The organism is Epilithonimonas sp., from assembly GCF_036780765.1.
In the GTDB taxonomy this organism is placed as follows: Bacteria; Bacteroidota; Bacteroidia; order Flavobacteriales; family Weeksellaceae; genus Epilithonimonas.
This window is the reverse complement of the sequence record NZ_DAIQCG010000001.1, coordinates 1-25152: the sequence shown is the minus strand read 5'-3', so window position 1 is coordinate 25152 and position 25152 is coordinate 1. Positions and strand designations below refer to the sequence as shown.

At 35.2% G+C, this 25152-nt stretch carries 21 protein-coding genes, 1 other RNA gene and 1 pseudogene; 19 read left to right on the top strand and 4 right to left on the bottom strand.

The features are described from left to right. Positions 1–4 precede the first annotated feature (4 nt). The 3 genes from V7P73_RS00115 to ssrA all read right to left on the bottom strand — a co-directional run bounded on the left by V7P73_RS00115 (position 5) and on the right by ssrA (position 2499). Positions 5–448: a DUF305 domain-containing protein gene (locus tag V7P73_RS00115; RefSeq protein WP_333850310.1), complete on the bottom strand. Its 444-nt coding sequence runs from the start codon at positions 446–448 to the stop codon at positions 5–7. Between the two features lie 90 nt (positions 449–538). Beyond that, the gene (locus V7P73_RS00110) at positions 539–1408 is read right to left on the bottom strand and encodes a DUF3347 domain-containing protein (protein WP_333850309.1); all 870 of its coding nucleotides are present in this window, start codon (positions 1406–1408) and stop codon (positions 539–541) included. A gap of 691 nt (positions 1409–2099) precedes the next feature. Continuing rightward, positions 2100–2499, bottom strand: a transfer-messenger RNA (tmRNA) gene (gene ssrA / locus V7P73_RS00105). 556 nt (positions 2500–3055) lie between these two features. On the opposite strand from ssrA, the gene V7P73_RS00100 reads away from it, so the two are divergent. From V7P73_RS00100 to V7P73_RS00085, 4 genes and pseudogenes are all read left to right on the top strand, one after another. Then, positions 3056–3871 (top strand): hypothetical protein, encoded by an 816-nt coding sequence (locus V7P73_RS00100; RefSeq protein WP_333850308.1) that lies wholly within the window; start codon positions 3056–3058, stop codon positions 3869–3871. A 381-nt stretch (positions 3872–4252) separates the two neighbouring features. Next, complete coding sequence (locus V7P73_RS00095) at positions 4253–5227, top strand: ribonucleotide-diphosphate reductase subunit beta (protein ID WP_333850307.1); 975 nt, start codon at positions 4253–4255, stop codon at positions 5225–5227. A gap of 551 nt (positions 5228–5778) precedes the next feature. Further along, positions 5779–7440, top strand: a pseudogene (locus tag V7P73_RS00090) (ribonucleoside-diphosphate reductase subunit alpha); the annotation flags it as partial. Between the two features lie 94 nt (positions 7441–7534). After that, on the top strand, positions 7535–8422 hold the full coding sequence (locus V7P73_RS00085) for a DUF72 domain-containing protein (RefSeq protein ID WP_333850306.1): 888 nt from the start codon (positions 7535–7537) through the stop codon (positions 8420–8422). Positions 8423–8524: 102 nt separating this feature from the next. Here the strand turns inward: V7P73_RS00085 and V7P73_RS00080 are convergent, their stop codons facing one another. Beyond that, on the bottom strand, positions 8525–8821 hold the full coding sequence (locus tag V7P73_RS00080) for a hypothetical protein (RefSeq protein ID WP_333850305.1): 297 nt from the start codon (positions 8819–8821) through the stop codon (positions 8525–8527). A gap of 164 nt (positions 8822–8985) precedes the next feature. Between V7P73_RS00080 and glyA the strand changes: the two genes are divergently transcribed. The 15 genes from glyA to V7P73_RS00005 all read left to right on the top strand — a co-directional run. Continuing rightward, a complete protein-coding gene (gene glyA, locus V7P73_RS00075; protein WP_333850303.1) occupies positions 8986–10254 on the top strand; it encodes a serine hydroxymethyltransferase in 1269 nt (422 codons plus the stop codon). Between the two features lie 125 nt (positions 10255–10379). Beyond that, positions 10380–10844, top strand: a complete 465-nt coding sequence (locus V7P73_RS00070) for a regulatory protein RecX (RefSeq protein WP_333850301.1) — start codon at positions 10380–10382, stop codon at positions 10842–10844. A gap of 113 nt (positions 10845–10957) precedes the next feature. Continuing rightward, a complete protein-coding gene (locus V7P73_RS00065; RefSeq protein WP_333850299.1) occupies positions 10958–11575 on the top strand; it encodes a porin family protein in 618 nt (205 codons plus the stop codon). A 4-nt stretch (positions 11576–11579) separates the two neighbouring features. Then, positions 11580–12413: a polysaccharide biosynthesis/export family protein gene (locus V7P73_RS00060; RefSeq protein WP_333850297.1), complete on the top strand. Its 834-nt coding sequence runs from the start codon at positions 11580–11582 to the stop codon at positions 12411–12413. 5 nt (positions 12414–12418) lie between these two features. Then, complete coding sequence (locus V7P73_RS00055) at positions 12419–14704, top strand: GumC family protein (protein ID WP_333850296.1); 2286 nt, start codon at positions 12419–12421, stop codon at positions 14702–14704. Positions 14705–14769: 65 nt separating this feature from the next. After that, positions 14770–16230 carry an MATE family efflux transporter gene (locus V7P73_RS00050; protein ID WP_333850295.1) on the top strand — a complete coding sequence of 487 codons (1461 nt, stop codon included), beginning with the start codon at positions 14770–14772 and terminating at the stop codon, positions 16228–16230. Beyond that, positions 16227–17387, top strand: a complete 1161-nt coding sequence (locus V7P73_RS00045) for a polysaccharide pyruvyl transferase family protein (RefSeq protein ID WP_333850294.1) — start codon at positions 16227–16229, stop codon at positions 17385–17387. The genes V7P73_RS00050 and V7P73_RS00045 overlap by 4 nt, the downstream gene beginning before the upstream one ends. Next, positions 17387–18283, top strand: a complete 897-nt coding sequence (locus V7P73_RS00040; RefSeq protein WP_333850293.1) for a glycosyltransferase family 2 protein — start codon at positions 17387–17389, stop codon at positions 18281–18283. The genes V7P73_RS00045 and V7P73_RS00040 overlap by 1 nt, the downstream gene beginning before the upstream one ends. A gap of 8 nt (positions 18284–18291) precedes the next feature. Further along, positions 18292–19185 carry a glycosyltransferase family 2 protein gene (locus V7P73_RS00035; protein ID WP_333850292.1) on the top strand — a complete coding sequence of 298 codons (894 nt, stop codon included), beginning with the start codon at positions 18292–18294 and terminating at the stop codon, positions 19183–19185. 47 nt (positions 19186–19232) lie between these two features. Then, a complete protein-coding gene (locus V7P73_RS00030) occupies positions 19233–20114 on the top strand; it encodes a glycosyltransferase family 2 protein (protein ID WP_333850290.1) in 882 nt (293 codons plus the stop codon). A 3-nt stretch (positions 20115–20117) separates the two neighbouring features. Further along, on the top strand, positions 20118–21188 hold the full coding sequence (locus V7P73_RS00025; protein ID WP_333850288.1) for a glycosyltransferase: 1071 nt from the start codon (positions 20118–20120) through the stop codon (positions 21186–21188). A gap of 17 nt (positions 21189–21205) precedes the next feature. Next, positions 21206–22330 carry a glycosyltransferase family 4 protein gene (locus V7P73_RS00020; RefSeq protein WP_333850285.1) on the top strand — a complete coding sequence of 375 codons (1125 nt, stop codon included), beginning with the start codon at positions 21206–21208 and terminating at the stop codon, positions 22328–22330. Then, positions 22327–23580 carry a glycosyltransferase gene (locus tag V7P73_RS00015; RefSeq protein ID WP_333850284.1) on the top strand — a complete coding sequence of 418 codons (1254 nt, stop codon included), beginning with the start codon at positions 22327–22329 and terminating at the stop codon, positions 23578–23580. Before V7P73_RS00020 ends, V7P73_RS00015 begins: the two co-directional genes overlap by 4 nt. Before the next feature lie 57 nt (positions 23581–23637). Continuing rightward, the gene (locus V7P73_RS00010) at positions 23638–24738 is read left to right on the top strand and encodes a glycosyltransferase family 4 protein (RefSeq protein ID WP_333850282.1); all 1101 of its coding nucleotides are present in this window, start codon (positions 23638–23640) and stop codon (positions 24736–24738) included. Beyond that, the coding region (locus tag V7P73_RS00005; protein WP_333850280.1) for a hypothetical protein at positions 24735–25152 on the top strand (418 nt) is incomplete at its 3' end. The genes V7P73_RS00010 and V7P73_RS00005, both read left to right, overlap by 4 nt.

Below are 25152 nucleotides of genomic sequence, written 5' to 3'. Positions count from 1 at the left end.
TTATTTATTTGTTTTCAAATTCATTTAGCTTACGCTTCATAAATTCGATTTCTTGTGCCTGTGTTTCCAGTATGTTTTTTTGTAACTGTATCAATTCGGGGTCGGTAAGTTTAGCTTTTTCAGACATCAATACTGCTGCTGCGTGATGCGGTATCATACCTTTTACAAACTCCTTATCGCCCACAAATAATTGCTCCCGAATACCAAACCAAGAAAAGATGCCAATCGCAAAGGAAACCGTTATGATTGCCCAGTTGATTTTTTTGTTTTCATACATTCCTTTCATTATCAATAGTTCTATGATCAACATTGCAGAAACCATCAGCAATGTCATATATAAATTATTGATGTTCAGGATAAGGTTCTGTAAGCCGTCAATCATAGCATACATAATGAAGTACATAGCTATGAACATAGCAACAGCCATTACAGCAAAGCGTTTGTACATTGCTAAAGAGTGATTAGTATTATGCTTTTCATTCTTATGGTTATGTTGCATTTCGTGTTGGTTTTCCATACTTTCCATAACAATAGCGTTTTATTTGTTATTAATAGTTTCCTGTACGCTTCCGCAAGTAAGCATTTTGGAGCCGTAATACGGATTTTTAATTGCTTCTTCTTTGCTTAGCCAATTTGCTCCTTTACCATTATTGTACATTGGGCAATGCTGATAATAAACAGGTGTTTCTTGTTTTGAAACTTTGGCTAATTCGTACATATTATTAGCCAGTAAAGCGAAAATTTCTCTTTGTTTGGTAACATCTTTTGCTACAGCGATTTTTTCTGCATTAGCAGTTAAATCTTTCATTACTTTCATCCAAACGGTATGTTCTTCGTTGGAAAGTTTTGTCATTTCTACTGCTTTAATTGCTTTTACCAGTTCAGAAGCTTTTGCAGATGAAGTACCTGCATCAGTTTTTACCAAAGCATCTTTCACTGAAAAATAGTTGTCAAAAACAGTTTTCAGTTGTGGTACGTTTTGGGTAGTTGCCATTTCTTTTGGGTTGTGGTTACCGTGTTCTGCTTTCATATCCATACTTGCAACTTCAACTTTTGCAACTGGTTTTAATTCTCTGTTGTATTGGCAGCATCCGGATAGCTTAGCATAAACATCATCAGGTGCTAAAAATTTTTCACTGTCGTACCCTGCTAAAGCAATACGTTTCAGAATTTCATCCTGGCTTGTTTTTTTATCATCATAGTTGAGAATAGCCATTTTGGTATCTTTATTCCATTCTACTGTGGCAACATTTTTTACATTTCCTGCTTTTTCAATGGTAGTTTTGCACATTTCGCAGTTGCCATATATTTTTACGGTTTCTGTTTTTGCATTTTTGATTTGTGCAAAACTGTTTACGGCTGATAGTAATACGGTGATTACCATCAATATTTTTGATATTGATTTCATTTTGAAAATTTTTAAATTAATAAGATATATAAAAAGGGTTGCGAAAACCGGATTTAGTTTTCGACAAGACGTAACTGTGGCTAGCAAGCCATAGTTTTATCCTATTTTAGGCGGTTGCCAAATGGAAGAGTAGCCTGAAGAATAGTAGGCTTGTTTAAAATTGAATTTTTGCTTTTTAGTTTCGGCAAAAAGGTTTGTTACTTTAAAATAGATAAGCGTAGGTAAGCTAAATGCTGGTGAAGAAGTAATACATCTACAACAACTATGCTTGCAGTTACCTGTACAATCGTTATCATTGCAATTTTCACAAGGTTTCGTCTTGCAATTATCTGTGCGTTCGATTTTGGGGATTTGGTCTTTTAAACTCGATTTATACTCAGCTTGGGTAGATTTCTTAGCACAAGCATAGCTTAAGCTTGGAATTAGAAAAAAGCCCAAACATAGTAAGATAATAAAGCTGATATGTTTACTAAAAGTTTTCAACACAACAAAATTATGAAATTATTTCTTTTTGATAGTTATAATATGATTATTTTAATTAAGTAAATGCAATAAGAGAGCTGGATTTGTTATCATTGGCAAAGTATGATGGTAATTATTTGATAATTCTTAATAAAATAGAATTTAATATAGCACCTACACTAGCACCTTTAAAAATAAAACTCTGTAAATCAGCAATTTACAGAGTTTTAAGTGGAGTTGGAGGGATTCGAACCCTCGTCCAAACAAGCAATACGCAAGCTTTCTACATGCTTATTTTGCTATTGGTTTTCGAGCCTAAGCAGAGAGCAAACACCCAACTTAAACCTTAGCTTCTAAAATTTTCGAGTCTTGACCGAAGCTTCCAAGACCTTATTTCCGCATTCCTATATCCCAGAATCCAACGTCGCAGAACAGAACATTGGTGAGACATCTTGCTTCCCTACTATCTTCGGGAAACGCTTGAATCTACTAAACTTCGATTATTAAGCTGCAAGAGCGAACTCTTCGTTGCCAGTTAAAATTTTGTAGCAAGGGATTTAAGAGATCGCGCTACGGTTCTCTGCATGCTTACTTACCCATTGGTCTTGCTGTCGAAACCAGTCAACCCCAATTTTTAAAATAAGATAACAAATTTACAAAAAAAAAACAGTCAAACAAAATCACTCGTAACTCATCACTTATAATTTATCATTCATCATTTATCATTATTTGGGCGTGCCCCTCGCCAAGTTTTCCCCACATCTCGGGTCGGGCTGTCCGTTACAATCTTTTGGGGATTTTGCAAAATCCCCAAAAGGATTTCCACTACCATCCCTCACGCGCTGCGCAAAAAACAAGAATTTTCAACGATTTAAAATTTTCCCTTCAAACAAAATAACCAATGAAAATCTGCAAAATCTCCGAAATCTGCGAGCAATAAAAATCGCTGAGCAAAACGCCTTTGCGAACCTGAAAATATTTCAATAATCAAAAAAAACTTTGCGCCCTTTGCGTTTAAAATATCAACACCTAAAAAAAATCTCAAAATAAATTTAACAAAATCCAAAACCCCAAATTCTAAAAAAATCACAAAACAGGTTAAAGTCGGTTAAACTATTCATCCAGAAAACCCTCTTTTGTATTATGGAAGCACAATAGAACTAATTTTGTCAAAAACTTCCGGCTATGAAAATAAAATTACTCTCGCTTCTCATACTTCTTTGCTCGATAAAGATTTTTTCGCAGTCAGATTATATTCTCGGAAATATCTCCAACGAAAGTGGCGACAAATTACCTTTCGCAAGTATCTATAACCTTCGTACAGACCAAGTCGTAGCCTCAGATAAAATGGGAAACTTTGCAATCGCGGCAAAACCTACCGACGAACTTAGAATTGTAAGACAAGGCTATGAAAGAAAAGTCGTTTCATTAACCTCAGAGAGTTTTTCAAAAAGTCTTGACGTTCGGCTTGTAACCATTCCCATAGAAATAGAAGAAGTAACACTGGCGTTCAAACCAACCGGAATTCTCAAAAAAGACATTGCAAGACTCAATCCTCCTGCAAAAGTGACCGCACTCAATATGGCAATGAACAATTATATGCGAACGCCTCTAAATGAGGTTACGCCAAAAACTTCAACACCATCAGCTTTTCAACAAAAAGATTTTTCCGCTGGCCAACTCAATGTTTTGGGAATTGCAGGAGCAATAAGTAGTTTGATAAAAAAAGCAGGAGAATCTCCCAAGACAACCGCCAATTATGCCGAAAAGCAAGAGTTTTACAAACGTGTGAAAGCTGTGATAGATTTAGAGTATTATACAAAATACGGTTTAGACGAATATGATTTCGATATCTTCCTCGCTTATGCTGATGAACAAAAGAGTCTATCCAAAAATTACAGGAACAATTTTAACAAAGCTGCAATAGAATTCAGTCTCAAAGAAGTTTTTGCAGAATATCTCAAGACTCATAATTTTTCCAAGAAAGTTTCCGAAGGTTAATATTTTTAACCTTTTTTCGATTTGTTAATATAAGATTCGAAACATGATTTTGCTTTGTTTAATTGTAAGCTGTTTGTTTTAAGTCAATAAAAGCAGTGTTGTTTAATTTAATTTAAACGTATTAATAGTTTTTGAGACTTGTGTTTTCTCACAAATTCCCTATCCATAGCTCTTTTAACATAATGTGGAAAACTTTTAAGGATGATTGTCAGTTTTTTGCCTTTTTTGCACCTTTCGCTATTTTATTTTTAGACTTCAATCTCTACTTTTGTGTTACCGCTTTGGGGAAAAAATGTATTTCTGTTATGTGTTAAAAAATAACAGATTACGCTTTTTTCTACTTCACAAAATAAATTTAATAATTGATAAAAACTGCTGATAATGGGAATTTTTGATAAGAGAGTAAGCTATAAACCTTTTGAATATCCGGAAGTTCTACAATTTGTAGAAGCCATCAACAAATCTTTCTGGGTTCACTCGGAAGTAGATTTTACAGCAGATGTTCAAGATTTTCATTCTCAGTTAGAGCCTCACGAAAAAAATGCAGTTAAGAACGCATTGTTAGCGATTGCACAAATCGAAGTAAACGTAAAAACGTTTTGGGGAAATCTTTATCAACACCTTCCAAAACCGGAATTGAACGGTTTGGGCGCCACTTTCGCAGAGTGCGAATTCCGTCATTCCGAAGCTTATTCCAGATTGTTGGAAGTTTTGGGCTATAATGACGAGTTCTTAGACGTTGTTAAAGTCCCAGCGGTAAAAAACAGAATCGAATATCTTGGAAAAGCTCTTCAGCATGCTAATTCCAACGATCCAAAAGCTTATATGTCGGCTCTGTTGTTGTTCAGTATTTTGGTGGAAAATGTGTCTTTGTTCAGTCAGTTTGCGATTATTTTGTCGTTCACGAGGTTTAAAGGTTATATGAAAAATGTTTCCAACATCATCGCTTGGACGTCTGTGGATGAGCAAATCCACGCCAATGCAGGGATTTATTTGATTAACAAAATCCGTGAAGAACAGCCAGGCCTTTTGACAGAAAGTGATATCGAAGCGATTTATGACTTGGTAGATGAATCAATTGAAATGGAAGGTCATATTTTGGATTGGATTTTTGAGCAAGGCGAATTGGACAAATTCTCAAAAAAGAACCTTCTTGATTTTATGAAATACAGAGTAGATGACTCATTAAAGAAAATCGGGATGAAAACCAGATATAATATTTCTGGGGAAGATTACAAACCTATGGTTTGGTTCGAGGAAGAAGTTTTTGCCAATTCTATGGATGATTTCTTCGCAAAACGTCCGGTAGATTACACCAAGCACGACAAGTCGATTACAGCAAATGATTTGTTTTAGATTTCTGCTGGAAGTCTGATGTCAGAAGAAGGGAGGTTTCGCCTTCGTCTTTTTGATTATCCAATTTTGAAAGCGACGAAGTCGCGACATATTGGTAGAGAATCAAACAGAGAGTAGATTCAAGGTGCGAAGCACCGACATAAGTAACATTATTGTCTTCAATATAAATCTAAAACTAAGTCTGTCGAGATTCCTACGGAATGACAAAAATGAATAAAAATCCTTTCAAAGTTTTAAGCTAAGAAAGGTGTGAAAAAGAAAATTTTAAGAAACATTTTAATTCTTGGAATTTTCTTTTTTATGTGAAGACCTCAATAGAGGCAAAGCGCGCCCCGGCTTGAGTGGAGCTCTTTTTTCTTTGCAAACAAGACAAGAAAAAAAGCGGGAACGGAAGACGGATAAAGGCGCCCAAACCTAAATGGCGATTAGCTTAATAGTCAAATGTTTAATAGGTGAAAATAGACGTTTGGATTTTTGCTAACTAATGAAGTGAAAATCGCTCTGTTAAAGTCAAAATAAAATAAAAAAGGAACAAATTACAAAATAATAAAGTTATGATGGACGAAAATATAGATATCTGGTGGCTCAACGAAGAGTCTGAGCAAATGCTTAATAGAGGTTACCTCTTGAAAGGGGAAACTGTGGAAGGCGCAATAGACAGAATTACAACTGCAGCGGCAAAACGCCTTTACAAACCAGAATTGCAACCGGCTTTCAAAGAGATGATTGTGAAAGGCTGGATTAGTTTTTCTTCTCCAGTTTGGGCCAATATGGGAACGCAGCGTGGTTTGCCGATATCTTGTTTCAACGTTCATATTCCTGATAATATAGAAGGGATTACTCACAAATTGGGTGAAGTCATTATGCAGACGAAAATCGGAGGTGGAACTTCTGGTTATTTTGGAGAGTTGAGAAACAGAGGAACTGCCGTTACAGATAACGGAAAATCTTCCGGAGCAGTTTCTTTTATGAAATTATACGATACAGCGATGGATGTGGTTTCTCAAGGTGGTGTGAGAAGAGGAGCTTTTGCAGCATATCTAGATATTGACCACGGAGATATTGAAGAATTTTTGAGTATCAAAGATATCGGAAGTCCAATCCAGAACCTTTTCACAGGTATTTGTGTTCCAGATTATTGGATGCAGGATATGATTGATGGTGATGTGGAGAAAAGAAAAATATGGGCGAGAGTTTTGGAAAGCCGTCAGCAAAAAGGTTTGCCTTATATTTTCTTCACAGATAACGTGAACAGAAATAAGCCACAGGTTTATAAAGATGCAGGATTGATGGTAAACGCCAGTAATCTTTGTTCAGAGATTATGTTGCCTTCTACTGCTAATGAATCTTTCATCTGCTGTCTATCTTCTATGAATCTTGAATTGTATGATGAGTGGAAAGATACAAACGCTGTAAAATTAGCAATCTATTTCCTAGACGCCGTTTTATCAGAATTCATTGAAAAAACAGAAGGGAATTATTACCTGACTTCAGCTAGAAACTTTGCGATGCGTCACAGAGCTTTAGGTTTAGGCGTTCTTGGATACCATTCTTATTTGCAGAAAAATATGATTCCTTTCGAAAGTTTCGAAGCGACTCAGTTCAATGCGAGAGCATTCCGTCATATTAAAGAACAATCTGAAATTGCTTCCAAAGAATTAGCTAATATCTACGGAGAACCAGATATGCTGAAAGGTTATGGAATGAGAAATACAACCTTAATGGCGGTGGCTCCAACAACTTCTAGTTCCGCAATCTTGGGACAAACGTCTCCTGGAATAGAACCTTTCGCTTCCAACTATTACAAAGCAGGTTTGGCAAAAGGAAACTTTATGCGTAAAAACAAATATTTGGCTAAGTTGTTAGACGAAAAAGGTCTTGATAACGAAGAAACTTGGAGAACGATTATGCTAAATCACGGTTCTGTGCAACATCTTGAAGGTTTGACAGATGATGAGAAAGCTGTCTTCAAAACATTCCGTGAGATCTCTCCAATGGAGATTGTTTCTCAGGCGGCTCAAAGACAGCAATATATTGACCAGGCGCAATCGCTTAACTTGCAGATTCCATCGACTATGCCAGTAAAAGATGTTAATTTTGTAATGATCGAGGCTTGGAAAAAAGGTGTTAAAACATTGTATTACCAAAGAAGTTCTTCGGTTTCGAAAGAATTGATGGTCAACTTTGTGACTTGCTCTGCTTGTGAAGCTTAAATAGTAAGAAATTAATAATTGATAAACCAAAACCGCAGAATTTTCTGCGGTTTTTTTGTTAACTTTAAACCTCAAACTTTAAATTTTAATTCCAATGAAATTCGGACAAGTCCCAGATCCTTCCAACATAGATTTTACTTTACCAAAAGACCATCCTCAGACCAAATTCATTCTCAATCAGAATAAAAAAGGTTTGGTTAATATTTCTATCGGCTGCGCAAAATGGAACAAGACCGACCTCAAAGGTTTTTATCCAAAAGGCACAAAAGACGAATTGACTTATTATGCCACGCAGTTCAATTCGATTGAACTGAATGCAACCTTCTACGGAATGCCAACTGCAGAACAGGTTCAGACTTGGAAAGAAAAAACACCGAAAGATTTCAAATTCTTCCCCAAGATTACCAACACCGTTTCACACTTCCGAAGATTGCTGAATATTACCGATGTCGTCACGCAATTCGCTTCGGTGGTTCTTAATTTTGATGAAAAATTAGGAATGGTTTTCCTGCAGCTTCACGATAATTTCAAACCCAAAGATTATGAACGTTTGGAAAAATTTGTTCAGGATTGGCCAAAAGAAGTTCCATTAGCCATCGAGCTGAGAAATACGGAATGGTTTGCCGACGAAGAAGTGTTCAATACAGTTTGTGAATTATTTGAAATGAATAACATAACCAATATCATTGTAGATACAGCCGGTAGAAGAGATATGCTTCATATGCGACTCACAACGCCGAATGCCTTTATCCGGTATGTTGGAGCCAATGCTGAAAGTGATTATGCGAGATTAGAAGATTGGTTGGAAAGATTGACGCAATGGAAAAAAGAAGGATTGCAAAATCTTTACTTTTTCGTTCATCAGAATATCGAAAAAGCATCGCCTTTATTGTCTTCGCATTTCATTCAGAAAATGAATGAAGAGTGGAAAACCAATATTCATGTGCCAGTAATGGCAGATGATAAGCCGACATTATTTTAAAAATAAAATTCCCTTCACTTCGAAGGAGATTTTTGTTTCTACAATTCCCCTCCCTTGGTGGGGTGGCGAAAATTCAGAGAATTGTTGACGGGGTGGTTTTTATTAAGCCAAAAACTTCAGTTCTTTATCTTTAAATTGATTGTTTTCAACCAGCTTGTTCATCGCTTTCATTGTTTTCTTGCGAAGTTTGGCAAGAGTACGCACGTTTTTGTCCTCGCTGTAATCAAAAATATCATCTTCAAAAGAAAAAACATCGCCTTTTTTGAAGCTGATATTATTTTCTTTCAGTTCTTTAAGAAGCATCAGATTGGTCATTACTCTTAGGGAGGCACTTTCGGCAGCTGCCATATGTTTCAGAGATTTTAGAAGTTCCTTTTTATATTTTTTCTTTGATTTCATATGTAGAGTTTATTGTTTTTTAATGGTCGTATGTTATCGCCTTTCTTCATTGGTGTTTTTGTTCAACCCCTACAATGGCGATTTCATTTTGAATCATGTTAATCAATGAAAGTTATAAAAAATTATTGAGAATTTCTTACTTTTGGGGAAAATAAATCTAAGAAATGCAAGACCCTATTTTCGAACTAATTGAAAAAGAAAGACAAAGACAAACACACGGAATTGAATTAATTGCATCGGAAAATTTTGTTTCCGAAAACGTGATGAAGGCAATGGGAAGTGTGCTCACTAATAAATATGCGGAAGGTTACCCTGGACGTAGATATTATGGCGGATGCGAAGTTGTAGATGAGGTAGAACAGTTGGCAATCGACAGAGCAAAAGAATTGTTCGGTGTAGATTATGTAAACGTTCAGCCACACTCTGGTTCTCAGGCCAATGCTGCAATTTATCTTTCTGTTCTTAAACCAGGTGATAAAGTGATGGGGATGGATTTGTCTATGGGAGGCCATTTGACACACGGTTCTGCGGTTAATTTCTCAGGAATCCAGTATCAGGTTTGTTCTTATGGCGTTCAAAAAGAAACAGGGTTGATTGATTACGACCAAATGAGAGAAGTGGCTCTAAGAGAAAAACCAAAGATGCTGATTGCAGGATTCTCTGCTTATTCTAGAGATTTGGATTATGCTAAATTCCGTGAAGTAGCAGATGAAATTGGAGCAACGCTTTGGGCGGATATTGCGCATCCAGCTGGTTTGGTGGCAAAAGGTTTGTTGAATAATCCATTCGAACATTGCCACGTGGTGACGACCACGACTCACAAAACATTGAGAGGGCCAAGAGGTGGAATGATTATGATGGGCAAAGACTTCGAAAATACCTATGGACACAAAACGCCAAAAGGAGAAACTAAATTGATGAGTGCTGTTTTGGATGGTGCTGTTTTTCCAGGAATTCAAGGTGGTCCATTGGAACACGTGATTGGCGCGAAAGCAGTGGCGTTTGCAGAAGCGATTGATTCTAAATTCGAAGCTTATGCTAAGCAAGTTAAAGCGAATGCTCAGGCTTTGGCAAAAGCAATGATAGATTTAGGTTTCGAAATCGTAAGCGGTGGAACGGATAATCACTTGATGCTAATCGATTTGAGAAACAAAAACGTTAACGGAAAAGAAACTGAAAAAGCTCTTGTGAAAGCGGATATCACTTGTAACAAGAATATGGTTCCTTTTGATGACAAATCGCCGTTCACAACTTCTGGGATCCGTCTTGGAACTGCTGCAATTACTACAAGAGGTCTTAAAGAAAATGATATGGCAACGATTGCAGGTTTGATTTCTGAAGTGGTAGATGATATCAAAAATGAAAATACGTTGCAGGCAGTCAAGAAAAAAGTAAATCAGTTAATGGAAGGACACGAGCTTTTCAATTATTAATAATATCAAACAGTACAATAAAAGAATGGACAATTTCGTTCATTCTTTTTTGTTTTAAATAATTATTATATTCAATCTCTCATCTCTCATCAATCAGTCTATCATCATCTATCAGTCTCTAATTAATGGAAAAAAAGTCTTACACCTTCGAAGAGATTAAACAAAAATTGGTAAACTACTGTGTTTACCAAGATCGTTGTCATTCTGAGGTCGAGCAGAAGATGAGAGATTTTCTTTTGATTCCGGAAGCTAAGGACGAAATATTCCTATATCTTATCAAAGAAAATTACCTGAATGAAGAACGTTTTACCCGAAGTTATATCCGAGGGAAATTTTACATTAAACATTGGGGAAGGACTAAAATCAAAATGAATCTCAAACAAAAGGGGATCACAGAGAAGTTAATTTCTAAATCGATGGATGAAATTGATGCAGATGATTATGAAAAAACCATAAACAAAATTTACGAAGATTACTTTTCCAAACAGAAAGGGCTGAAAGAGTATCAGAAAAAAAGCAAGACAATCAGATATTTGATATCCAAAGGCTTTGAATATGAGCTGGTATGGAATGTTATTAATAATGAATAAAATTGCATATTAAATTAATTTAATATAGCTTTTCACGATAAGAGTTTAAAATATTTCTTAAAAATTGATAAATAATTCTTAATTTCGTCCCCAAATACGATCAAATTCAATTCATGAAAAAGCTAATTATAATAGGTTTTGTTTTGTTGATAGGTGTTGCCAACGCACAATCCATAAAATATGGGGTTACAGCCAATTTTCACCAGTCATCAATCGTTAAGGTTCACGATTATTCCAAAGGAGCATTCGGAGGTGGCATAGGAATATTTGCAGACATATCCTTAGTCCCAAATGATATCTATGATTCTGCCTGGTTGTATTTTACCCCTCAGTTAGAGTTTAATACGTTGGGAGAGAATACCAAAAACCCAAAAGAAGAAAAACAAAAATACCATAATAATTACATCGGTTTACCATTATATATTAAGTACTTTTTGAGAAATAATGGTTACAAAGGGGATTTGTATTTTATAGCAGGACCGCGTTTGGAATTTCTAGTATCGGAAAAGAGATCGGGACCTCCGGCTGACTTCGAAGCGCAGGAGCAGACTATAAACAGCTTCGGTTATGGTGTTTCTGTAGGAGCGGGGATTAAGATCAATGATAAATTGGATGCTTTTATCCGCTTCGATAGGGGCTTTTCAAAAATTTATCCGGATTATACCAGAGATGCTACCTATAACAGAATGTTAGCATTGGGTATTAACTATTATATCGGCGAAACAAACTAATTTAATGAATAAAACTGTAATAGATTATCATTATCTTTGCAGAATTCCAATGAAAAAGTTATTATTTTTTTTGCTCATCATATGTCTTGTAACTTCGTGTAAACCAAAGCAGAATATGATCTACATGAGCAACAATAATTTTGAGCAGGAAGTGTCTCAGGCTCGCTATGAGGGACTTCATATTCAGGAAGGGGATATGCTCGAGATTATTGTAACAGCCTTAGACGACTTGGCGGTTAAACCATTCAACAGAACTACAATGCAGCGTACGGGAGAAGATGGCAATGCTGGCGTTAACGCTCGTTTGGGAGATAACCAGTATCAGGTTACCTCAGAGGGGTATATTGTTTTTCCTGTTTTGGGTAATATCTATTGCAAAGGGATGACCAAACAGCAGCTGAAGACAGAGTTAGATACCCGTTTAAAAGACTATTTGGTAGATCCAGTAGTTACAGTAAGACATACTAATTTTAATATCAGTGTCTTAGGAGATGTGGGCAGTCCTGGGCAGAAAACCAGTCCCACAGAGAAACTGAATGTTTTCCAGGCACTTGCCCTGGCTGGTGATATGAGAGATTCTGCTAATAGAACCAATGTAAAATTGATTCGGTATTCCGAAGAATCAGGAAAAGACATCACTTACAATCTGGATTTGTCAGAAGCTGCTGTGGTCAATTCCCCTTTCTACTATTTGCAGCAGAATGATATTTTATATATAGAACCAGATCGCAATAAGCAGATTGCTGCCAATACAACCAACCCAAACAGAGCGTTGTTTTTACAGTTGATGGGGGTGGTACTGGGATTAGTTACATTTGTCATTGCACTTGCTAAATAAGAGTTATGGAGTTAATGGATAGCCAGCCGGCTGTTAGAAAAAAGAAGATGAATATCAAAAAGGAGGTCTTCAAATATCTCCGTTATTGGTACTGGATTCTTCTTAGTATGTTGGTTTTTTATGCAGCAGCAAAAATTTATCTCAGATACACCACGCCACAATATCTTTCGAAAACGTCATTGCAATTTCCGCAATCCAAATCAAAATCGGCGGAGTCTTTAGCAGATTTAGCCAATGGTGCAGGAAGAGAAGATGAACTACAGGGAGAGGCAACGGCAATAGTATCAAAGCCTATTTTAGCTAAGGTAGTGGAACAGCTTAATCTTAATGTTAGTTTCTTTGGTGTGGGAGCCATTAAAGAAAATGAACTTTATACATCTTCACCTTTAGAGGCTAATATTATAGAGGTTCAAAATACTAAATTTTCATCTGCGTCATACATCATATCACCATCAGGCAATGGTACATACAAACTGTCGGAAGGGCCGCTAAAGAGTAATAAAGATACTTTCGGTTTCGGACAGATTATCTCGCTGCCATTTGGGAAAGTACTCATTAAAATCAAAAATGGGAAAAAATCGTTTGAGCCGATTAAAATCGTTTTTAAGAGCACGCCAAGTTTGGTATCATCACTAGAGAATCAGTTGGTTGTCGCATTGCCTCCTGATAAAGGGCAGATGATGGATTTAAGTTTCACAGGGCCTGTTCCCTCCAAATCTGAAGATATTCTTAATAGCCTTACAGAACAATATAATATCGAGGGCAGAAAAGATAGAAATCTGGAAGCTCAAAACACCCAGGATTTTATCAATGACAGATTAGAGATTATATCGCAGGATTTATCAGGCATTGAAGGAGAAAAGGAAACTTTCAAACGCAACAACGAGATTACAGACTTAGATACGCAGGCTAATTTGGCCGTCGATAATGCCAACTCTAATACAAATCAGTTGATAGCTTATGCTACGCAATTGGATTTGGTTAATTCAATTTATAGTTTGACCGCGTCGGAGCGCTTATTGCCTAGCAATATGGGACTGTCCCCTGTTACAGAGGGTTATATAGCAAGGTATAATGATATGTTGCTGACAAAAAATAAGACGCTTAAGCAGGCGACGATTCAGAATCCATCTGTTGTACAGCTCAATAGAGATATATCGGAGATGCGCGACCTGATTCGTCAGAACTTGATAGAATCCAGAGCCACTTTACAGCTTCAGATGTCACAAACAAAAGGACAGTTAAGCCAGAACCGTCATAAGATTTATATTTATCCCACACAGGAAAAAGTTTTTCGTGGGATAGAGCGTCAGCAGAACCTTAAAGAACAGCTCTACCTGTACCTACTTCAGAAGAGAGAAGAGAATGCCATTACGTTGGCAGTGACGGCACCAAAAGCAAAAGTTATTAATCCGGCCTATACAGTGGGGATAGTGAAGCCGGAAAAACAGTCCATACTTCTCGGTGCACTGTTAGCAGGTTTGCTTCTTCCTCTTGTAATATTATATGCCAAATATGCGGCAGACAATAAGATTTATACGAAAGATCAGATACAGACAGCTGTTCCGGATGCATTAGTTATTGCCGAGATTCCGGAGAGTCCTAAGGAATCAGATCTAGTGTCTGCCAATGATTTCTCCGTGTTTGCAGAGTCTTTCAGAATCCTAACATCCAATCTCAAATTTATTCTGAAATCCAAAGAAAGTAAGAGCCAGAGTGATGTCATATTGATTACATCTTCGGTCAAAGCTGAAGGGAAAACTACCGTAGCATTTAATACAGCAGTCACGTTAGCCGGTAATTCAAAGGTGCTTATCATTGGTGCGGATATTAGAAATCCACAGTTGCAACGCTTTGTAAAAGACACAAATAAAGGACTGACAGACTATTTGATCTCCGACGACACCTCTGTGGAGACCTACATTGTGCCCTCTGGACTGAATGATAATTTGGATGTTCTTTTTAGCGGAGCGATGGCACCCAATCCTAACGATTTGTTGGAGATGAAGAAATTTGACGAGATGATCAACAGTGTTAAAAATACATACCGTTATATCGTGATAGACTCTGCACCGGTAATGCTGGTAAGCGATACAATGCACTTGATCGAGATTGCTGATGCCATTCTTTATATCGTAAAGTCCAATTTTACGGATCAGCAAATGCTGGATTTTGCAGATGAATTCAAGCAGACGCATAACTTGAAAAACATCGCTTTCGTCCTTAATAATGTAAAGCCAGAAGACAGCCGTTATGGTAACAAGTATGGTTATGGATATTATAGTTCTTGATAATGTCTTCAACAAAAAACATCGCCAAAAATTCGTTATTCTTATATCTGCGCATGTTCTTGAATATGGGAGTAGGGCTATTTACTGCAGGCATAGTATTGAATACTCTTGGCGTAACAGACTTTGGTATTTATAATATTGTTGGAGGTTTTGTGTCAATGTTTGGATTTTTGAATTCCTCTATGGCAGCTTCTACTCAAAGATTTTTATCATTTGATTTGGGTAAAAATGATTTTGTCCGCCTAAAGCAAACATTCAGTACTACAGTTACTATTCATCTTATTATTGCAGCTATAATTGTTATTGCGTTAGAAACATTTGGTCTATGGTATATCAATAATAGATTAAATGTGCCAGCAGACAGAATGACAGCAGTAAATATTATTTTTCAGTTCTCAGTCTTATCATCTTTTTTCGGAATCATACAGGTACCGTACAATGCATTAATTACTGCACACGAAAAATTCAACGTATATGCATATATCAGTCTTTTGGAAATAATTTTCAAGCTATTAATACTTTATTTCCTTTTAAATATTAATCACGATAAATTGATTTTATATTCAATTCTTTTGTTCGCTTCATCATTCATAATTAGGATGATATACAGAATATATTGTAGAAAAAATTTTTTGGAAAGTCATTATTACTTTTATTTTGACAAGTTTTTTTTTAAAGAAATTTTATCATTCACAGGCTGGAACACTTTTGGAACCATTTCAGCTGTTGCTAGGGGACAAGGTAATAATTTGTTGCTTAATGCTTTTTTTGGTCCAGCTTTGAATGCAGCTTATGGCGTAAGTATGCAGTTCCAAAGTATTATAAGTAGTTTTGTGTCAAATTTTCAAGTAGCAGTAAACCCTCAAATAATAAAAACTTACGCTAACAGAGAATTTGATAAGTCTATTTTTTTGATGAAGGAAAGTGCAAAATTATCTTACTTTTTAATGCTGATAATGAGTGTTCCAATGATATATAATATTAATTATATTTTAGAAATCTGGATAAAAAAAGTTCCCCTTTATACCAATACTTTTATTTGTATATCACTTGTAGGTGTACTCTTAGATACTCTTTCCAATCCTCTAATGACAGGAGCACGAGCAAGTGGAAAAATGAAATGGTATCAAATTATAATTAGTATTACAATTTTTGTGAGTTTACCTCTTTCTTATTTAGTATTGAAGATTTATAAAAATCCCAATTTAATTTTTGTAATCATTAGTGCCTTAAATTTTCTAGCTTTGATTTTCAGAATTTTCTTCTTGAGAGTAATGATAAATCTAAATGTAAAAGATTTTTTTCAAGATGTTATATTTAAGGTTTCTTATTGCACACTTTTTGTCATTCTTGCAAACTATTTAATTTATTATTTTTATGGGACAGCCAATACGATATTAACATTAATAGGTTTTGGAAGTATAAATATATTATCTACAGTTATTATCGTAATTTTGTTTGGGATAAGTGGCCGCGAAAGAAGATTTATACTAAACTATTTCAATTTTAAATTTAAAAAAAAATGAAGATCAGAGCTTTTGCAGCATCAGATAGAAATAATTATGGGGACTTAATTTTTCCATTAATCATAAAAAAATATTTGGAAAAAAATGCTCAATATTTAGAGTTTTTAAATTACGGAATCATAAAATCAGATTTAAGCTTTTTTGGTGCATTACCAACTAAGTCCTTTAATCAACTTATTAATAATGTAAGGAGAGATAACGAAAAATCTATAATTATAATCGCTGGTGGAGAGGTTTTGGGCAGTAATTGGCTAAACATTTATAGGTTTATTAATACTTTTTATAATAAATTATATCATAATAAATACACTAGTTTTTTTTTAAAAAAAACAAACTTACTGGAACGATTAAATTTAAAAAGATTTGGCTCTAGTGTTCCTTTCATTCTCGATGGTAATTATTTTTCAAACTCTAAAATCATTTATAATAGTGTTGGAGCCTTGGCAATTGAAGAATTGCTAAAGAAGAAAGAATACATTTCATATTTTAAAAATGTTAATATTTTAAGCGTTAGAGACAAAGTTTCATATTCTTTTTTCAAGAATGCTGGTATTTCAGCCTCGTTAATTCCAGATTCTGCACTTCTAATGTCTGATTTATTTTCAAATGAATTGCAAAGTGTTTCAGATAAATGTAAATCCGTAGGTAGTAAAAAATATCTTTTTTTACAACTTGGCAATACGAAAGGACCAGATGATTTAGATTTATTTGTAGAAAATCTTAAAAATTTCTCTAAAAAACATTCTCTCGAAATTGTGCTCTGTCCAATTGGATTAGCATTAGATCATTCTGATAATATTTTACTAAAAAAAATAGTTGAAGAATATCCTAATGTTTTCAAATATTATGAACCACAAACCATTTTTGAAATAATGTATTTATTAAAAAATGCTAGACTATATTTGGGGACAAGCCTCCACGGATTTATTACATCACAAAGTTTCAATGTTCCTTTCTTTATATTTCCTCAGAAAATCCAAAAATTAAAATTCTACATTGACACTTGGTTTGATAATGCCGCAGAAAAGTATGGGGGTTTTGAAGATTTTTCTAAAGTGGAAAGATTGTATTTGAATTATAATTTCGAATTGGAAAAACAGAATACAGACAAGCATAAAGAACTAATTGAAAAAAACCTATCAAGTTTTATATTGTAATGGATAAGGTAGCCTGTATTATTGTAACATACAATGCTTCTCGATGGATTTATAATTGTCTCAAATCTATTGATGAGAAAAACATTGAATTAGAAATCATTGTCATTGATAATAATTCTAATGATAATACGATAACAATCATCAAGGAAAACTTTCCTTTAGTAAAGATTTTGGCACAATCTGAAAATCTTGGTTTTGCAGCAGCAAATAATCTTGGTTTTAAAATAGCAGAAGAAAACCGTGCGCAGTATATTTATTTGCTTAATCAGGATACAGTTAGTTATCCCGATAGTATATATCAACTTGTACAGTTTTCAGGTAATTTTGATTCAAAATTAGGTTTTGTCTCTCCTATACATTTGAATGATTCTGGAAAAAAATTAGATTATGCTTTCGAGACTTATATCAATTCTTATACTTGTAGATCACTAATTTCAGATTATTTAACGAACAACATAAAAAAATGTTATCAAATTGATTTTGTAAATGCGGCCGCTTGGCTTATCAAAGTTGAGACGATTAGAAATCTCGGAGGTTTGTTTTCCTCTGCATTTTATCATTATGGTGAGGATGTTAATTTTGTTCAAAGATTATCTTATAATGGGTACAAAAATTATATACTAACTGATGTTTTTGTAAATCATTGTAGAGCAGAACGTCAAGGGAAAATAAATAGTGCTTTTGTTCGAAAAGAAGCTATAATTCGTGCTAAAACTGAACTTTACAATATTAATAAAAGTCTAAGATCTTCAATATTTGAGGTTTTTAAAATTGCAATTAAGAACCTTTTGAGAAGACATTTTATTAATTCTTTATTATTGTTGATAATGCCGATTAAAGATTTACAAAAAATAAGAGAAATAAGAAAATCATATAAAACTTCAAAAATTTTATAAGGAGAATAATGAAAAAAGTATCTATAATTATAGTAACATATAATGCGGAAAAGTACATTTATGATTGTATAAGTTCAATACGTGAGTCTACCATTGATATTCATATTATCGTTATCGATAATGGTTCGCAAGATAAAACTTTAGATATTATAAGAACTAATTTCACAAATGTTGAAATTGTCGATTCCAAGAAAAATTTAGGATTTGGAGCTGCTAATAATATTGGATATGAAGTCGCGGTGGCAAGAAGCTCAGATTATATATATTTACTTAATCAAGATACAATTAGTTATCCAGAAACATTAGGTAGAATGATTGAGATTTTAGATAGTAATAAGAATATTGGAGTTGCATCGCCTATGCATTTAAATGATGATGGAAAAAAGCTAGATAAAAAATTTGAAGAGTATATTTCTGCTGGATCTTGTCCAGAATATATTTCTGATATTTCTTTGAACCAAGTATCTCCATTTTATGAAATTGGTTTTGTAAATGCAGCAGCTTGGTTAATCAGCGTAGAAACAGTTAAAAAAATGGGAGGTTTATTTTCTTCAGCATTTTTTCACTACGGAGAAGATTCTAATTTTTTATCTAGATTGAGATATTTTAAAAAGATATGTGTGATTATTCCGAATATTTACGTTCATCATCTTAGAGAGAAACGATCGGGAAAGATGAGTGCAACTTTTGAGAAAAGAAAACTTTCGATAAAAAAAGTTGAGATAATGACAAATATAAATAGAGATTATAAATCTGCCGTTAAAATTTTATATAAATATGCCGGACAACAGATTTTTTACGGCAATTTAAATGGAGGATTCGAATTATTATTATATCCAATAACTCGAAGAGCTGAAATTTTAAAGTATAGAAGTTCTTATACAAGTAGTAAAATACTTTAGAAATAGATAGTCAGTGCTTTTGCAACTAATCTAAACAATTTTTAAAAATGATTACAATCATTATTCCATTTTACAATAGATTTTCTCAGTTATATAATACCTTGCTTTCTGTTAAAAATCAGTCTTTACAAGATTGGGAGTGTCTGCTCGTAGATGATGGCTCAGATAAAGAGGAGTTATTCAGAATAAACGAATCTATTTTGGATGATAAAAGATTCAGAATAATCAAAAGACCGGATGATCGGCTTAAAGGAGCCAACGCTTGTAGAAATATTGGAATAGAAAATGCCAAAGGTGAGTATGTTGCACTTTTAGATTCTGATGATCTGTGGCCCGAGAACTACCTTACAGATTATTTAAAATTTGTAAAATCAGTACCAGAGTTTAGTGGTGCTTTTGCAAAATGCCTAATACGAAACGGAGAGAAAGAATGGATTTCGGATTCCAGAAATTTGTTAGAAAATGAGAGTGGTTTTGATTTTTTATTAGATGATAAAGCTATTGCCCAAACATCAACATTTTTTATGAAAACATCTAAAGCTAAAGATGTCAAATTCGATGAATCGTTATTACGCCATCAAGATTGGGATTTTTTTATACGTTTTGGTGAAAGGTTTAATTGGCAATATAATCCTGAACAATATGTAATAGTGATTTGGGAAAAAGGTACGAAAAGAACTATTCATTTCCCCTCATGTATTAAAGTTTACAATAATTTTAAGACACAGATTTCAAATTTAGATAATAGTAACAGATATCTTTTCTCAATGTATGAGAAGGCACTGCAATATAATGTTGATAGAGAAATTAAAGATTTTTATTTGGAACAGCTTAAAATCAATAATTATAAAGTTAAGACTAAAAGAGAATTACTAATGGTAAAATATCCGTTAGTTTATCAGTTTCTCAGAAATTTTGTAAAAAAGTAGCAAATGAAAATAATTAGACTAAGCACTTTTTTAGATTTTGGAGGAATAGAAACTAAGATGGTTAATCTGTCGCATTACAATGACATCGAAAATGAATGGATTTTTGTAGCAATTGGTAAAGGAGGAGTTGCCGAAGAACGAATTTTAAATAACAATAAAAGAACAGCAATCCTCAATTTAAATCATAAGATCCCTTCTTTGAAAACAATATGGAGACTCTATAAATATTTGAAGAAAGAAAAACCGGATGTTTTACATACGTCAGGAGCTGAAGCTAATTTTTTTGGTTATTTTGCTGGTAGAATGGCGGGTGTTCCGAAGATCATCGTTGAAGAAATTGGCATTCCCAATCAGTCTTCTGTTGCAAAAAAAATCTTTAGTTTTATTTTTAGAAATGCAGATTATGCAGTGGGCGAGTCCAAAGCAGTTGTGGATCATTTTGTTACAACTTACAAACTTGATCCCGACAAAGCAAAAGTGGTGTCAAATTTCGGTTTATTTCAATATGATCTTTCCAAATTGATTGTCCAAAAAGAGGAGTCTATATTTAATATTGTGATGATTTCCCGTTTAGAAAAGGTCAAAAATATAGAAGGCGTAATGAATGTGGTAGCTAGACTGTGCGATACAACTTCGAGAAACATTAGACTTTCAATTGCCGGTTCTGGTGTTCTTGAAAAGGAATTAAAGAAAAAAGTGGAAGAAATGAAAATCCAGAACCACGTTCATTTTTTAGGATTTATCAGTGATCCTTACCCTCATTTATGCAATGCGGATCTATATGTGCTAAATTCACATTCCGAAGGATTTTCAAACTCATTGGTAGAGGCTATGTACAGTGGCACGCCAGTACTAAGTACGACTGTTGGTGCAGCGTCAGACATTATAGAGGATTCTAAAAATGGTTTTTTGACTTCGGTTAATGATGAGGAAGAACTGTATTTAAAACTGCTGAAAATTGTAGATATCCCTAAAGAAGTGATGTCCAAAATCGGTAGCAATGGCCAAAAATCAATTATAGAAAAGTATTCGTTAAATAATCATATCGAACAACTAATGTCTATATATCATTAGTTTAAATTAAATATTCCATGATTAGAGTTTTACATATTATGTCAACAGTTATGGGCGGTGGCGTAGAACGCCGACGTCTTTCGTTGGCGAAAGCTTTCAAAGGAAGCAACTTTCAGATGAAACTCGTGGGGACGTTCAAAAGTGGTGCGATTGCAGAGCAGATTGAAGAAAACGGCGTCGAAATTATAGAGATCGGAGATTTTAATGGACCTTTCGATTGGCAGAAACATCGGAAAATCCAGAAAATTATTGATGATTTCCAACCGCATATCATCCACGGCGCAGTCTATGAAGGCGTTACGATGGCAGCCATTAATGGTTTTATCAAAAAGGTTCCTGTGGTGATTCTGGAAGAAACTTCAGATCCGCAAAACAGAAGTGCAAAAGCAGATTTTCTGTTGCGCATTTTTTCCTGGACAGCAGACAGATTTATCGCCATTGCACCCAATGTCGCAGACTATCTGATAAATACCGCAAAGATTGATTCGAAAAAAGTAATTACGATTAACAATGGGGTAGAAATTCCCAGAGAAGTATCATCCGAAGAAATTAAAAACCTTCGAAACCAATACCATATTAAACCGACCGATTTTGTAATTGGAACGGTGGGAAGGCTCTTTGATGATCATAAAAAAATAACGGATATCATCGCCGCCATAAAAATGGTAAAAAATGTTGAGAATCTGAAACTCCTGATTGTGGGGAGCGGTAGAGATGAAGAACTAATCAAACAAAAAGCAATAGATCTGGGCGTGCAGGATAAAGTCATTTTTACGGGCTACCAGTTTGATACAGCCCCCTTTTATAAACTGATGAATGTATTCTGTATAGCATCACAAAGAGAAGGTTTTGGTTTGGTCGCTGCGGAAGCGATGCTGCATCATCTTCCGGTGATTGCTACCAAAGTAGGAGGCTTGCAGAATGTGGTCGTTCAAGATGAGACAGGTATTCTGATAAACCCAAATCAGCCAAAAGATATTGCTTCAGCAATCAATAAATTGTACAATGACCCACAGCTCTTAGATTCGTTTGCTGATAAAGGTTTTAAAAGAGCTATGGATAATTATACGGAAGAACGATATGTTAAGGATGTTTTTAATTTATATTCAGAATTATTGAAAAGTAAAAATATTGTTCAATGAAAAACCTCCTCTTCATCACCTGGGACGGACCGCAGACTTCTTATATGGAAGGGTTGTTTATGCCTATTTTTCAGGAAATTGCAAAGCAGGGAGATTATAAATTCCACGTGATACAATTTACTTGGGCGGATCATCAAAAAATCGCACATACCCAAGCAGCAGCAGATAAAATGGGAATCACCTATACGGCCTGGCCTGTTCTTAGAAAACCTAATGTTTCTATAGGAAGTCTTTTGACGGTGCTTACCTCAGCTGGCAAAATAAAAAAATACATCAGGGAAAATAACATTCACATCCTAATGCCGAGAAGTACTTTCCCCGCGATGATCGTCAATCAGTTTAACTCCTCTTTTGCTTCGCGTGCTTTCTTCCCCTTTAGGGGACTAAGGAGTTCTGGTTCATTATCCTTTAGGGGATTTAGGGGTAAACTCATTTTTGATGCAGACGGTTTACCCATCGAAGAACGGATTGATTTTGCAGGACTCAAAAAAGAATCGTTTCAATACAAATTGATGAAGTCGGCAGAGACTACAATGCTGAAGTCTGCAGATGCCGTCATCACCAGATCGCAGAAAGCAATAGACATCCATATCGCCCATATCGGGGAATCCTATCGATCAAAATTTTCTGTGGTTTTTAACGGTAGAGACAAAAATGGATTTACTTATCAGCCAACATTAAGAGAAAAAGTAAGGCAAGAATTGGGCTTGAAAGACGAATTGCTGTTTGTGTATGCCGGATCTTTGGGACCGCAATACTGCCTGAATGAAATGCTGGAAATATTCCAGGCATACGCCAAAAAGCATTTGGCAAAGTTCCTCATCCTAACAGGGAATACAGAATTTGCGGAACAAAATATTCTCTCAGAGCTGAAACCGTACGTTATCATAAAATCGATGCCTGCGGAAAAGGTGTCGTTTTACCTCAACGGCGGTGATGTAGCTTTTGGACTCAGAAAACCCACATTCAGTATGCAGGGGGTAGCACCCATAAAATTAGGCGAGTATCTGCTCTGCGGACTGCCCGTGATTGCCAGCAAAGGCATTGGCGATACGGAGAGGATTTTAGAGAATTTTGAAGAATGCTACCTTTACGATCATTCAATGGGTTTGTTGCCACAGATAGAACGTATCAAAAATTTTGTAGAAAAAGCTATATTTGCCAAGAGAAACAATATCGCTCAAAAAGCACAGCATTATTTTTCTTTAGAAGCTGCAGCAGAATCCTACATCAAAACAATCAAAATGTAACCACCAACCATCATCAACTATCAACCACCAACCATCAACCATCCCCATCCCCCATCAATGAAAATCCTTTACCTTACCAAATACACAAGGCTGGCAGGAAGCAGCAGAATGCGCAGCTATCAGTATTTTCCTTATTTGGAAAAGGCGGGGATGCAGGTGACCGTAAAACCCTTCTTTGACGATGCGTACCTGAAAGATTTTTATGCAGGAAAAAAAAATATCAGTGCTGTTTCAAAGTCCTATGTTAAAAGGTTATGGGTGCTTTTTTCAGTTTTCAACTATGACAGAGTAGTTATCGAGAAAGAGATTTTTCCTTTTCTGCCTGCTTTGGCGGAATGGATGTTAAAAATGTTGGGTATCAAATACATTGTAGACTATGATGATGCCATTTTTCATAATTATGACCAAAGTGCAAATCCCATTATTAAAAAGTTTCTGGAGAATAAAATTGCCAATGTGATGCGTTTCAGCGGAACGGTGGTGGCAGGAAATCAATATCTGGCAGATTATGCAGCCCGTTCTGAAGCAAAAAACATAGAAATTATTCCAACCGTCATCGATCTGGAACGGTATCCGCAAAAAAATAACGACATACAGCTTCCTCCCTTTAGGGTCGGGGAAAGAAGCGCTTCCGAAGATGACAAAAAATGTATTGTGGGATGGATCGGGACGAAAACAACCTTCGAAAAACATCTTTTACCCTGCAAAAATTGGATCAAAGCCTTGCAAATTCAAGAGCCGAATATCCGGTTCCATATTGTTGGGATCACAGAGGATATGGATCTCGGAAAGAATGTACAATATATCCGGTGGACGGAAGAGACAGAAGTTGCCGAGATTCTGAAAATGGATATTGGGCTGATGCCACTGCAGGATTCCAAATGGGAAAAGGGCAAATGTGCCTATAAACTCATTCAGTATGCCGCCTGCGGAATTCCGGGAGTAGCATCGGATGTGGGAATGAATAAAGATGTTTGTATTGATAATGAAACAGGAAAAATTGCTTATACAGATCAAGATTGGAAAAATCACATTATATTTCTGAAAAATAATAGCACTAAGAGAAAAGAAATGGGAAACCACGCAAGACAATTGGTGGAAAAAAAATATTGCATACAGGTCACGGCAGATAAATGGTGTAAAATATTAAGTAAATGATTTTAGATATCCTATACATACCCCTATTTGTTTTGCTGGCAATTCAGTTTCCAAAATTACTATTGGAAGATAAAGAACTTGTCTATCTGCCGATTCTGAAGAAATTAGCTTTATTTCATTTTGTTTTAGGAATCGCGTATTTTTTCACCACCAACAATGGAGGTGGAGACGCTTGGGGCTATTGGATAGCTGCAAAAAATATGAATTATCTGCAGTTTATAAAAGATGTTAACGGGGGCGAGGGAACAGAGTTTATGAGAGCCTTCAATTTTATTCCGGCCAATATGATGGGGATGTCTTTCTTGTCCAACACGATGTTTTACAGTTTGTTGGGCTTCATGGGGATGACCTATTTTTTCCTGATAGCCGCACGTACCATTCCTTACAACAAGATGATAAGGGGTTATATATTGT